This is a genomic window from Caldimonas sp. KR1-144 (genome assembly GCF_049446155.1).
In the GTDB taxonomy this organism is placed as follows: Bacteria; Pseudomonadota; Gammaproteobacteria; order Burkholderiales; family Burkholderiaceae_C; genus Rivibacter.
In genome coordinates this window covers 257,112-269,880 of sequence record NZ_JBMSEE010000005.1, presented here as the reverse complement: position 1 = coordinate 269,880, position 12,769 = coordinate 257,112, and the positions used below count along the sequence as shown (strand labels likewise).

The window sequence follows — 12,769 nt, the reverse complement described above, 5'->3', positions numbered from 1 at the left end:
CAGGCGCACAATCGCCCTCTCACCATCCATCGTCTCAGGCAATCGAGTCGCCGTCTGGGGCGGGTGGCCCGCCGATCAGCAGCCATGACCCTGACCGAACTGCGCTACATCGTCGCCGTGGCCCGCGAGAAGCACTTCGGCCGCGCGGCCGAGGCCTGCTTCGTCTCGCAGCCCACGCTCAGCGTCGCGGTGAAGAAGCTCGAGGAAGAGCTGGACGTCAAGATCTTCGAGCGCGGCAGCAACGAGGTCTCGGTGACGCCGCTGGGCGAGGACATCGTGCGCCAGGCGCAGTCGGTGATCGAGCAGGCCTCGGCGATCAAGGAGATCGCCAAGCGCGGCAAGGACCCGCTGGCCGGCGCACTGCGCCTGGGCATCATCTACACGATCGGGCCCTATCTGCTGCCCGACCTGGTGAAGCACGCGATCGAGCTGTTCCCGCAGATGCCGCTGATGCTGCAGGAGAACTTCACCGTCAAGCTGCTCGAGATGCTGCGCACGGGCGAGCTCGACGCGGCCATCATGGCCGAGCCTTTCCCCGACACCGGGCTGGCAATCGCGCCGCTGTACGACGAGCCCTTCGTCGTCGCGGTGCCGGCCTCGCACCCGCTGGCCAAGCGCGAGAGCATCTCGTCGACCGAGCTGAAGCAGGAGACCATGCTGCTGCTGGGCACCGGTCATTGCTTTCGCGACCACGTGCTCGAGGTCTGCCCCGAGTTCGCGCGCTTCTCGAGCGATGCCGAGGGCATCCGCAAGAGCTTCGAGGGTTCGTCGCTGGAAACCATCAAGCACATGGTGGCTTCGGGGATGGGCGTCACCGTGGTGCCGCAGCTGTCGGTGCCCAAGGAGCCGCAGCCGCACCTGCGCTACATCCCCTTCACCGACCCGGCGCCGACGCGCCGCGTGGTGCTGGCATGGCGGCGCACCTTCACGCGCTACGAGGCGATCGCGGCGCTGCGCAACGCGGTCTACGCCTGCGAGCTGCCCGGCGTGGCGCGGCTGACGGCCTGAGCCTTTCGGACAAGGCGCCGTCCCTCCTTCGGCCTGTTGCAGGCGCCCCCCATCGGCGTTTGAATCGACGACGCGCCGGCCGGTGCTATCGACAGCCTAGGAATAGGCAATTTGCTATCGGCTTGCGGCACTTCTAAGCTGTCGGCTATCAACCCATGTCATCCCTTGCAAAAGAGGAGCCGCCGATGTCCCAGCCCGCTGCATCCGCCGAAGCCAAGTGCCCGTTCCACCACGCCGCCGCGAGCGGTACGGCCAACAAGGACTGGTGGCCCAACCAGCTGCGGCTGGACCTGCTGAGCCAGCATTCGAGCAAGTCCAACCCGCTCGGTGAACAGTTCGACTACGCCGAGGCCTTCAAGAAGCTCGACTACTACGCGCTGAAGAAGGACCTGCTCGCGCTGATGACCGACTCGCAGGACTGGTGGCCAGCCGACTTCGGGCACTACGGTCCGCAGTTCGTGCGCATGGCCTGGCACGCCGCCGGCACCTATCGCACCGCCGACGGACGCGGCGGCGGCGGCCGCGGCCAGCAGCGCTTCGCGCCGCTCAACAGCTGGCCGGACAACGTCAACATCGACAAGTCGCGCCGCCTGCTGTGGCCGATCAAGCAGAAGTACGGGCAGGCGATCTCCTGGGCCGACCTGCTGATCCTGGCCGGCAACGTCGCGCTGGAGTCGATGGGCTTTCGCACCTTCGGCTTCGGCGGCGGCCGCGAGGACGTCTGGGAACCCGACGCCGACGTCAACTGGGGCAGCGAGATCAGCTGGCTGGCCGATGACCAGCGCTTCAGCGGCGAGCGCGACCTGAACCAGCCGCTGGGCGCCACCCACATGGGCCTGATCTACGTGAACCCGGAGGGCCCGAACGCCAGCGGCGACCCGGTGGCCGCGGCCAAGGACATCCGCATCACCTTCGGGCGCATGGCGATGGACGACGAGGAGACCGTGGCGCTGATCGCCGGCGGCCACACCTTCGGCAAGGCGCACGGCGCCGCGGCCGAGTCGTTCAAGGGCCCGGAGCCCGAGGGCGCGCCGCTCGAGGCGCAAGGCCTCGGATGGATGAGCAGCTACGGCAAAGGCAACGCCGGCGACACCATCTCCAGTGGCCTGGAAGTCACCTGGACGACCACGCCGGCGCGCTGGAGCAACGACTTCTTCGAGCACCTGTTCAAGTACGAATGGGAGCTGACCACCTCGCCGGCCGGCGCGAAGCAGTGGGTCGCCAAGGACGCGCCGGAGATCATTCCCGACGCGCACGACCCGAGCCGCAAGCATCGCCCGACGATGCTCACCACTGACCTCACGCTGCGGCTCGATCCGGGCTTCGAGAAGATCTCGCGCAAGTTCCGCGACAACCCGCAGGCCTTTGCCGATGCCTTCGCGCGCGCCTGGTACAAGCTCACGCATCGCGACATGGGTCCGCGCGCGCGCTACCTCGGCCCCGAAGTGCCGAAGGAAGAGCTGATCTGGCAAGACCCACTGCCCGCGGCCACGCACCAGCCCACTGCCGCCGACATCGCCGATGCAAAGGCCCGGATCGCGGCCAGCGGCCTGAGCGTCGCGCAGCTCGTGTCGACGGCCTGGGCCTCGGCCTCGACCTTCCGCGGCGGCGACAAGCGCGGCGGCGCCAACGGCGCGCGCATCCGCCTCGAGCCGCAGAAGCACTGGGAGGCCAACACGCCGGGCGAGCTGGCCAAGGTGCTGGCGGTGCTCGAAGACGTCCAGAAGGCCTCGGGCAAGCTCTCGCTGGCCGACCTGATCGTGCTGGGTGGCGGCGTGGGCATCGAGCAGGCGGCCAAGGCGGCCGGCGTCGACGTCGAGGTGCCGTTCGCGCCGGGCCGCGTCGATGCGACGCAGGCGCAGACCGACATCGAGTCCTTCACCGTGCTGGAGATGGTGGCCGACGGCTTTCGCAACTACTACAAGGGCCCGGACGGCGAGCCGATCGAGCACCTGCTGGTCGACAAGGCCCAGCTGCTGACGCTCACCGCGCCCGAGATGACGGTGCTGGTCGGCGGCCTGCGCGTGCTGGGCGCCAACAGCGGCGGCAGCACGCATGGCGTGCTCACGCAGCGGCCCGGCGTGCTCTCGAACGACTTCTTCGTCAACCTGCTCGACATGGCCACCGAGTGGAAGCCGGTGGGCGGCCTCTACGAAGGCCGCGACCGCAAGACCGGCGAGGCGCGCTGGACCGCGACGCGCGTCGACCTCGTGTTCGGCTCGAACTCGGTGCTGCGCGCGCTGGCCGAGGTGTACGCGAGCGCGGATGCGAAGCAGAAGTTCGTGCGCGACTTCGTCGCGGCCTGGGTCAAGGTGATGAACCTCGACCGCTTCGACCTCGCCTGAACGACAGGAGCACGGCCATGAGACGAACCGTGGGACTGGCGATCTTCGCGATGGGCGCGCTCGTCGGGCTGGCCCAGCTGGCCGATCTGGCGCACCTGGCGGCGGCGGCCTGACGAACGAGGACGCGGCGGTGCTCGGCTAGCATCGCCGCGTTCATCGTGATCACCCTCACAGGAGATGTCCGCCATGGCCAAGAACAAGTCCGCCGGCATGCCGATCAGCATCGGCATCGGCGAGAAGGACCGCACCGCGATCGCCAAGGGCCTCAACGCCCTGCTCGCCGACACCTACACGCTGTACCTGACGACGCACAACTTCCACTGGAACGTCACCGGGCCGATGTTCAACTCGCTGCACGCGATGTTCATGGCCCAGTACACCGAGCTGTGGAACGCCGTCGACCCGATCGCCGAGCGCATCCGTGCCTTGGGTTTTCCGGCCGCGGGCAGCTACGGCCAGTTCGGTCGCCTGAGCTCGCTGAAGGACGCGCCGGCCGAGCCGCCGAAGGCGATGGACATGGTGCGCATCCTCGTCGAGGGTCATGAAGGCGTGGCGCGCACCGCGCGCGCGGTGTTTCTGCTCGCAGACAAGGCCGACGACCAGCCGACGGCGGATCTCCTGACGCAGCGCCTGGACATCCACGAGAAGAGCGCGTGGATGCTGCGTTCGCTGCTGGAAGAGTGATCTGCGCTCCAGCTCTCTCCCGCAAGCGGGAGGGAGAGCACTCGGGATAATCCCCGCGTGACTGCCGCCTCCGCCCCCTCGCCCTCGCCGCGTTCGCGGCTCTCGCTCTACCTCGATCTCATCCGCTGGAACCGCCCGGCCGGCTGGCTGCTGCTGCTGTGGCCGACGCTGGCTGCGCTGTGGATCGCCGCCGGCGGCTTTCCGGGCTGGCACCTGATCGCCGTGTTCACGCTCGGCACGGTGCTGATGCGCAGCGCCGGCTGCTGCGTCAACGACGTCGCCGACCGCGAGTTCGACCGCCACGTCAAGCGCACCGCGCAGCGGCCCGTCACCAGCGGCGCGCTGCCGGTCAAGGAAGCGCTGGCGCTGGGCGCGGTGCTGGCGCTGGCGGCCTTCGGCCTCGTGCTGACGACCAACGCGATCACGATCGCGCTGTCGTTCCCGGCACTGGCGATCGCGATCGTCTACCCGTATGCGAAGCGCTTCGTCTCGATGCCACAGGCGGTGCTGGGCGTCGCGTTCAGCTTCGGCATCCCGATGGCCTTTGCCGCGGTGAGCGGCACGGTGCCGGCGCTTGCCTGGGCGCTGCTGGTCGGCAACCTGTTCTGGGTGCTGGCCTACGACACCGAGTACGCGATGGTCGACCGCGACGACGACCTGAAGATCGGCATCCAGACGTCGGCCATCACGCTCGGCCGTTTCGACGTGATCGGCGTGATGGCCTTCTACTGGGTCTATCTCGTCAGCTGGATGGCGCTGGGCCTCTCACGCGGCCTGGGCCCCGTGTTCCTGCTGGGCATCGCCAGCGCCGCGGCGCAGGCGGCCTGGCATTGGACGCTGATCCGCGAGCGCAGCCGCGAAGGCTGCTTCAAGGCCTTCCGGCTGAACCACTGGGTCGGCTTCGCGGTGTTCGCGGGCGTCGTGGTCGACCTGTGGCTGAAGTAGTCGGGGCCCCCAGAGCCAGCGCACACGAGGCCGCGCCGGGCCGCTCCCCAGCGGCCGGGGCCCCCTCGGGGGCAGCGAACGCAGTGAGCGTGGGGGCTCCGTGTCCTCAGGGGTACAGGCCGCGTTCTTCGCGCGCGATCAGGATGCGCTCGCACGCGACCGCGAAGGTCGCCGTGCGCAGCGTGATCTTGTGGCGATCGGCGGTGTCCCAGATCTTCTTCAGTGCGTCGACCATGATCTTGTCGAGCCGCACGTTGATCTCGTCTTCGGTCCAGAAGAACGACGAGAAGTCCTGCACCCACTCGAAATAGCTGACCGTCACGCCGCCTGCATTGCAGATCACGTCGGGCACGACGAGCACGCCGCGGCCGGCAAGGATGTCGTCGGCCTCGGGCACCGTCGGGCCGTTGGCGCCTTCGAGCACCAGCTTGGCCTTGATGCGGTTGGCGCGCGCGGCGCTGATCTGGCCCTCGAGCGCGGCCGGGATCAGGATGTCGCAGTCGACGTCCCAGAACGATTCGTTGTCGATTGCATCGCCGCCGGGGAAGCCGCCGACGCCGCCATTGGCCTTGACGTAGGGCACCAGCTCGGCGAGGTCGAAGCCGTTCTTGTTGACGATGGTGCCGGTGTGGTCCTGCGCCGCGACGATCTTGGAGCCGGCCTGCGCGAACAGCTCGGCCGCCGAGCCGCCGACGTTGCCGAAGCCCTGCACCGCGACGCGCGCGCCGTCGAGCTTCAGGCCCAGGCGCCGCGCGGCCTCGCGGCCGGTGACGAACACGCCGCGGCCGGTGGCCTTGACGCGACCCAGCGAGCCGCCGAGGTGGATTGGCTTGCCGGTGACGACGCCGGTCGCCGTGGCGCCGGTGTTCATCGAGTAGGTGTCCATCATCCAGGCCATGATCTGGCCGTTGGTGTTGACGTCCGGCGCCGGGATGTCGCGCTGCGGCCCGATGATGATGCCGATCTCGCTGGTGTAGCGGCGCGTGAGCTTCTCGAGCTCCTTGAGCGAGAGCTGCTTCGGATCGACGCGGATGCCGCCCTTGGCGCCGCCGTACGGCAGGTTCACCGCGGCGCACTTGACCGTCATCCACGCCGACAGCGCCATCACTTCTTCGAGCGTGACGTCGGGGTGGTAGCGCACGCCGCCCTTGCCCGGGCCGCGCGAGAGGTTGTGCTGGACGCGAAAGCCCTCGAAGTGCTGCACGCTGCCGTCGTCCATCTCGATCGGCACGTCGACGATCAGCGCGCGCTTGGGGCGCTTGAGCGTCTCGGTCCATTTGGCCAGCGGGCCCAGGTAGGGAACGACGCGATCGACCTGCGAGAGATAGGTGCCCCAGGGGCTGGTCGGCGACGGCGAGACGTAGGACAGCGAGCTTTGCGCGCCGTTGTGCGGATGGGCAGCGGTCATGCTTGGATTTCCTGGTGAGATCGGCCCTCGTGGGGCCGGGGCCTGCGACCGGCGGGTTCGCGCGTCGCGAGGGGGCCGGTCACGGGTGCGCGCACTGTAGAGGCGCGCACCGTCGTCGTCGATGCGACTTGTGCATGGGGCGTTGCAGCGTCTTCATCCAAGGCTCCGTGCTTTCCCTGGACCGCAAGCCTGCTCAGCCGAAAGTGGCCCCGAGTTCGGCGGCGCGCCGCTGCGCGGCCCGGATCGCGCGCACGATGGCCTCGCGCACGCCGGCCTCGCGCATCGACTCGAGCGCGGCGAACGTGGTGCCGCCCTTGGACGTGACGCGCTCGCGCAGCACCGCCGGCGGCTCGCTCGACTGCTGCGCCAGCGCGGTCGCGCCGGCAAAGGTCTGCATCGCCAGCGCGCGGCCCTGCGCTTCGCTCAGGCCCATCTCGCGCGCGGCTTCGGTCATCGCCTCGATGAAATAGAACACGTAGGCCGGGCCCGAGCCCGACAGCGCGGTCACCGCGTCGAGATCGTCCTCGCGCTCGACCCACAGCGTCTGCCCGGTCGGTGCGAGCAGGCGCTCCACGTCGCCGCGCTCTGCGGCCGTGACGGCCGGGCGCGCATACAGCCCGGCGATGCCCTGGCCGATCAGCGCCGGCGTGTTGGGCATCGAGCGCACCACGCGCTCGGTGCGCATCGCGCGCGCGATCGCGTCGCTGCGGATGCCGGCCATCACACTCAGGTGCAGCGCGTTCGAAGCATGCGCCGCGCAGGCCGCAGCGGCTTCGCCAAAGCTTTGCGGCTTGACGGCCCACACCAGCATTGCCGCGCCGGCGAGCGAGTCGTCCGGCGCCGGCTTCGCATCGACGCCGAACTGCTCCGCGAGCCGCGCGCGCTGCTCGTCCCAGGGTTCGACGACACGGATCGATGCCGCCGGATGGCCGCTCTTGCGCAGGCCGCCGATCAGCGCGCCGGCCATGTTGCCGCCGCCGATGAAGGCGATGACGGGAGGAGTCTTCGGGTCTGCGGCACTCATGCGCGGCAGTCTAGGCCAGCCGCGCCTTCAGTGCGCCATCCCTGCCAGCAACTCGGCGTTGCCTCCCGCAGCCGCGGTGTTCACCGTCACGGTCTGCTCGCCGCAGAAACGGTAGAGATAAAGCGGACCGCCCGCCTTCGGGCCGGTGCCCGACAGGCCCTCGCCGCCGAAGGGCTGCACGCCGACCACCGCGCCGATCATGTTGCGGTTGACGTAGACGTTGCCGATGCGCGCCAGCGAGGCGACGCGCTGCGCGCGCGTGTCGATTCGCGTCTGCACGCCCAGCGTGAGGCCATAGCCCAGCGCATTGATCTGCCCGACCAGCGACTCGACATCCGGCGCCGCGGTGCCGGGGCCCCAGCGCACGACGTGCAGCACCGGGCCGAACACCTCTTCCTTCAGTTCGGCCACGCTGCCGAGCTCGTAGATCGACGGCGCGATGAAGTGGCCCGCGGCCGGCGCGTCGCCGCGCGCGATGCGCTTGGCTTCGCGCTCGAGCCGCACGACGTGGCGCGAAAGGTTGGCGTGCGCCTCGGCATCGATCACCGGGCCGACATCGGTGGCCAGCTTCGACGGATCGCCGATCGCGAGCTCCTCGATCGCGCCGGCCAGCATCTTCAGGAGGCCGTCGGCGATGCCTTCGTGCACGCACAGCAGGCGCAGCGCCGAGCAGCGCTGGCCGGCCGAGCGGAACGCGCTTTGCACCACCGCGTCAGCCACCTGCTCGGGCAGCGCCGAGCTGTCGACGATCATCGCGTTGAGGCCACCGGTCTCGGCGATCAGCGGCACGATCGCGCCGTCCTTGGCCGCCAGCGTGCGCTGGATCAGCTTGGCGACCGCGGTCGAGCCGGTGAAGCACACGCCCGCGGTGAGCGGATGCCCGACCAGCGCGGCGCCGATCGTCTCGCCGGGTCCGTGCAGCAGCACCAGCGCGTCGCGCGGCAGGCCCGCCGCATGCAGCAGCTCGACGAAGCGCTGCGCCACCGCCGGCGTCTGCTCGGCCGGCTTGGCCGCGACGGTGTTGCCGGTCACGAGCGCGGCGACCACCTGGCCGGCAAAGATCGCCAGCGGGAAGTTCCACGGGCTGATGCAGACGAAGGCGCCGCGGCCATGCAGGTGCAGCGTGTTGCGCTCGCCCGTGGGGCCAGGCAGCGCGCGCGGCTGCAGGTTGGCCTGAGCCTCGTGGGCGTAGTAGCGGCAGAAGTCGACCGCCTCGCGCACCTCGGCGACCGCATCGCCCCAGGTCTTGTGGGCTTCCTTGACCAGCAGCGCGCAAAACGCCGGCAGCTCGGCCTCGAGCGCATCGGCGGCGCGCTGCAGCACCGCGGCGCGCTCGGCCACCGGCCTCGCGTTCCAGGCCGGCCAGGCGGCGTCGAGCCGCTGCATCGCCGCCTGGGCCTCGGCCGTCGTCGCCTGCGGCACGGCCGGCACGGCTTCGAGGCGCGCATGGGCCGCGAGCAGCGGCTCGCGCTCGGCGATCACCGCGAGATCGACGCCGCGCGAGTTGCGACGGCCGGCGCCGTAGAGCTCGGGCGGCAGCGGCTGGCCGCTCGCCGGGGCAGGCTCCAGCGGCGACGCGAGCAGCGTGTCGGGATCGACGCTCGGGTCGGCCAGCTGGTGCACGAACGAGGAGTTCGCGCCGTTCTCGAGCAGGCGGCGCACCAGATAGGCCAGCAGGTCGCGATGCTCGCCGACCGGCGCGTAGACGCGCAGCGGCAGGCCGGCGCGGGCCAGCACCTCGCGGTAGACCCCCTCGCCCATGCCGTGCAGACGCTGCATCTCGCACTTGGCGCCACGCGCGGTCGCCATCTGCGCGATCGCCGCGATCGTGCCGGCGTTGTGCGTCGCGAACTGCGGATAGATCACGTCGGCGTGGTCGATCAGCGCCTTGGCGCAGGCCAGGTAGGCGAGGTCGGTGTGGTGCTTGTGCGTCCACACCGGGTAGTGCGGCAGCCCGAGCTCCTGTGCGCGCTTGATCTCGGCATCCCAGTAGGCGCCCTTGACCAGGCGCACCATGAAGCGCAGGCCGTGCGACTTGGCAATGCGCGCGACCTCGTGCACCACCGCCAGCGAACGCGTCTGGTAGGCCTGCACCGCGAGGCCGAAGCCGCGCCACTGCGGATGGACCCGCGCGACGTGCGCGGCCAGCGCGTCCAGTACGTCGAGCGAGAGTTCGAGGCGCTCGCTTTCCTCGGCGTCGATCGTGAGGTTGATGTCGGCCTTCGCGGCGGCGTCGACCAGCGGGATCACGCGCGGCACCAGCTCGTTCATCACGCGCGCGTGCTGCGCGTCTTCGTAGCGCGCGAACAGCGCCGAGAGCTTGATCGAGATGCCGTCGGTGTCCTCGGGGCCGGCGCCGGCAGTGCGCGGCTGGTCGGCCAGCTGGCGGATCGCGTCGGCATAGGCGGCCAGGTAGCGCCGCGCGTCGGCGTCGGTGCGCGCGCCCTCGCCGAGCATGTCGTAGCTGAAGCGCAGCGTCGGCTGCGACTTGCGCTGCGCGGCGGCTTCCTTCATTGCGGCCTGCAGCGTCTCGCCGAGCACGAACTGGCGGCCCAGCAGCTGGATCGCGCGCACGGTGGCCGCCACGACGGTCTGCGCGCCGAGGCGCTGCATCAGGCCGGGCTCGTTCCCGGCTTCAGGCAGGAACTTCTTCGACAGCGCGATCGCGCTGGCCGACAGGCTGGCCACCAGCTTGTGCGGACCTTCGCCGCCGCCGGCGAATTCGGCGCGGCCGAGCTGGTCGGCCGTGAGCGCGACCGCGGTCTGCGTGTCGGGCACGCGCAGCAGCGCCTCGGCCAGGCGCATCAGCGCAAGCCCTTCGGCGCTGGAGATCGGGAACTCGCGCAGCAGCGACTCCATCGCCCAGAACGGCGCCGGCTGCGAACGCACCGCCTCGACCCAGGGACGCGCACGCTCCTGCACGCCGCGCCAGTCGAAGCCGGCGCCGAGATGGTCGCGCGCGGCGGCCAGCGCTTCGAGCTCGGGGCGCAGCGGCGACGGCAGACGGGCGCTGTCGGGACCTTGGGACGGGGTCGGCATCGGGTTCATGGGGAACTCGCGGATCTGTGAATTGCGTTAGCGTATCGGCAGTTCATCCGAACTTTTCACCAACAAGATGTCAGTCAGCCGCACAAAATCCAGCACCGAGACCGAGCTCGAGGGCCTGGACCGCACCGACCTGCGCATCCTGCGCGCGCTGCAGCGCGACGGCCGCATGACCAATCTGCAGCTCGCGCAGGAGGTGCACCTGTCGCCCACGGCGGCGCTCGAGCGCGTCAAGCGCCTGACACGCGACGGCGTCATCCTCGGCTACGAAGCGCGCCTGAACCCCGAGCGGCTCGGCGCCGGACTGCTGGTCTTCGTGCAGGTGCTGCTCGACCGCACCACGCCCGACGTCTTCGACAACTTCCGCGCCGCGGTGCAGGCTCGCCCCGAGATCCTCGAATGCCACCTCGTGGCCGGCGGCTTCGACTACCTGATCAAGATCCGCGTCGCCGACATGAACGACTACCGGCAGCTGATCGGCAGCACGCTGTGGACGCTGCCGGGCGTGCGCGAGACGCATACCTATGCGGTGATGGAAGAGATTAAGCACACCACGCACCTGCCCATCCCATAGCCAACCCATCGCAAACACGCGCGCGCCACGAATGGGTTCCGAGAGCTTGCGCGGATCCGGCTTTGCCGGTCCGCAGCAAGGGCCCCTCGGGGGCAGCGAGCGCAAGCGAGCGTGGGGCTAAGTAGCTTCACCTAGGGTGATCCCTGCCTACTGCGGTGCAGCACCGCTGCTTACATTGCTCGTCTTCTTCAGAAGCAATGGGCATGGCCGACGTCATTCTTGAAACGCGCGATCTCACGAAGGAGTTCAAGGGCTTCACGGCCGTGGACCGCGTGAACCTGTCGGTGCAGCGTGGTCACATCCACGCGCTGATCGGCCCCAACGGCGCCGGCAAGACCACCTGCTTCAACCTGCTGACCAAGTTCCTCGCGCCGACGCGCGGGCAGATCCTCTTCAACGGGCACGACATCACCGGCGAGAAGCCGGCGCAGATCGCGCGGCGCGGCGTGATCCGCTCGTTCCAGATCTCGGCGGTGTTCCCGCACCTCACGGTGCTGGAGAACGTGCGCATCGGGCTGCAGCGCTTCACCGGCACCTCGTTCCACTTCTGGAAGGGGCTGACCGCCTTGCAGCAGCTCGATGCCAAGGTGCTCGCCCTGCTGGAGCTGGTCGACCTGCGCGAGATGGCTGCCGTGAAGGCCGCCGACCTGCCCTACGGCCGCAAGCGCGCGCTCGAGATCGCCACGACGATGGCGATGGAGCCCGAGCTGATGCTGCTCGACGAGCCCACGCAGGGCATGGGCCACGAAGACGTGGACCGCGTCACCAAGCTGATCAAGCGCGTGGCCGAGGGCCGCACCGTGCTGATGGTCGAGCACAACATGAAGGTCGTCTCGACGATCGCCGACCGCATCACCGTGCTGGCGCGCGGCGCGGTGCTGGCCGAGGGCGACTACACGACCGTGAGCAAGCACCCCGCGGTGCTCGAGGCCTACATGGGCAGCGAGGCCGCCGAGCTGCAAGGCGCGCACTGAAGAAGAACATGAGCGACGTCCCCGCCCTCGAGATCCGCGACCTGCAGGCCTGGTACGGCGAGAGCCACATCCTGCACGGCATCAACCTCACCGTGCCGCGCGGCTCGGTGGTCACACTGCTGGGCCGCAACGGCGCCGGGCGCACGACGACGCTGCGCGCCATCATGGGCCTGACCGGCGCGCGCAAGGGCTCGATCAAGGTGCACGGCACCGAGGCCATCGATCTCGCCACGCATCGCATCGCCCACCTCGGCATCGGCTACTGCCCCGAGGAGCGCGGCATCTTCGCGTCGCTGTCGACCGAGGAGAACCTGCGCCTGCCACCGCCGCTGAAGGCTCAGCGCGGCAAGGCGATGAGCGAGAGCGAGATCTACGCGATGTTCCCCAACCTGGCCGAGCGCCGCTCGAGCCAGGGCACGCGGCTGTCGGGCGGCGAGCAGCAGATGCTGGCGGTGGCGCGCATCCTGCGCACCGGCGCCGACATCCTGCTGCTCGACGAGATCTCCGAAGGCCTCGCGCCGGTGATCGTGCAGGCGCTCGCGCGCATGATCACCGCGCTCAAGGCGCAGGGCTTCACCATCGTGATGGTCGAGCAGAACTTCCGCTTCGCGGCGCCGCTGGCCGATCACTTCTACGTGATCGAGCACGGCCATGTCGTCGAGTCCTTCCCCGCATCGCAGCTCGCCGCCAAACAGGCCGTGCTGGACGAACTGCTCAGCGTCTGAACTGAGCCATCAACGAGGCTAGAAGCCCCTCCAGGAG

At 69.7% G+C, this 12,769-nt stretch carries 10 protein-coding genes; 7 read left to right on the top strand and 3 right to left on the bottom strand.

The annotated features are described in order from the left end of the window. Positions 1–84 precede the first annotated feature (84 nt). From ACO2TI_RS14080 to ubiA, 4 genes are all read left to right on the top strand, one after another. Positions 85–1,008: a LysR substrate-binding domain-containing protein gene (locus tag ACO2TI_RS14080; RefSeq protein WP_423285151.1), complete on the top strand. Its 924-nt coding sequence runs from the start codon at positions 85–87 to the stop codon at positions 1,006–1,008. Positions 1,009–1,193: 185 nt separating this feature from the next. Beyond that, on the top strand, positions 1,194–3,353 hold the full coding sequence (gene katG / locus ACO2TI_RS14075; RefSeq protein ID WP_423285149.1) for a catalase/peroxidase HPI: 2,160 nt from the start codon (positions 1,194–1,196) through the stop codon (positions 3,351–3,353). Positions 3,354–3,539: 186 nt separating this feature from the next. Then, complete coding sequence (locus tag ACO2TI_RS14070; protein WP_423285147.1) at positions 3,540–4,037, top strand: Dps family protein; 498 nt, start codon at positions 3,540–3,542, stop codon at positions 4,035–4,037. A 57-nt stretch (positions 4,038–4,094) separates the two neighbouring features. Next, on the top strand, positions 4,095–4,982 hold the full coding sequence (gene ubiA, locus ACO2TI_RS14065) for a 4-hydroxybenzoate octaprenyltransferase (RefSeq protein WP_423285145.1): 888 nt from the start codon (positions 4,095–4,097) through the stop codon (positions 4,980–4,982). 106 nt (positions 4,983–5,088) lie between these two features. On the opposite strand, the gene ACO2TI_RS14060 is transcribed toward ubiA, so the two are convergent. From ACO2TI_RS14060 to putA, 3 genes are all read right to left on the bottom strand, one after another. Continuing rightward, the gene (locus ACO2TI_RS14060; RefSeq protein WP_423285143.1) at positions 5,089–6,390 is read right to left on the bottom strand and encodes a Glu/Leu/Phe/Val family dehydrogenase; all 1,302 of its coding nucleotides are present in this window, start codon (positions 6,388–6,390) and stop codon (positions 5,089–5,091) included. A gap of 193 nt (positions 6,391–6,583) precedes the next feature. Then, entirely contained in the window at positions 6,584–7,414 is an 831-nt protein-coding gene (proC, locus tag ACO2TI_RS14055) for a pyrroline-5-carboxylate reductase (protein WP_423285141.1), read from the bottom strand. A gap of 27 nt (positions 7,415–7,441) precedes the next feature. After that, the gene (putA, locus tag ACO2TI_RS14050; protein WP_423285417.1) at positions 7,442–10,453 is read right to left on the bottom strand and encodes a bifunctional proline dehydrogenase/L-glutamate gamma-semialdehyde dehydrogenase PutA; all 3,012 of its coding nucleotides are present in this window, start codon (positions 10,451–10,453) and stop codon (positions 7,442–7,444) included. A gap of 76 nt (positions 10,454–10,529) precedes the next feature. Here putA and ACO2TI_RS14045 point away from each other — a divergent pair, with 76 nt between their 5' ends. From ACO2TI_RS14045 to ACO2TI_RS14035, 3 genes are all read left to right on the top strand, one after another. Beyond that, the gene (locus tag ACO2TI_RS14045) at positions 10,530–11,033 is read left to right on the top strand and encodes an Lrp/AsnC ligand binding domain-containing protein (protein ID WP_423285140.1); all 504 of its coding nucleotides are present in this window, start codon (positions 10,530–10,532) and stop codon (positions 11,031–11,033) included. Between the two features lie 203 nt (positions 11,034–11,236). After that, the gene (locus ACO2TI_RS14040) at positions 11,237–12,007 is read left to right on the top strand and encodes an ABC transporter ATP-binding protein (protein WP_423285138.1); all 771 of its coding nucleotides are present in this window, start codon (positions 11,237–11,239) and stop codon (positions 12,005–12,007) included. 8 nt (positions 12,008–12,015) lie between these two features. After that, on the top strand, positions 12,016–12,732 hold the full coding sequence (locus tag ACO2TI_RS14035; RefSeq protein ID WP_423285136.1) for an ABC transporter ATP-binding protein: 717 nt from the start codon (positions 12,016–12,018) through the stop codon (positions 12,730–12,732). Positions 12,733–12,769: the final 37 nt, after the last annotated feature.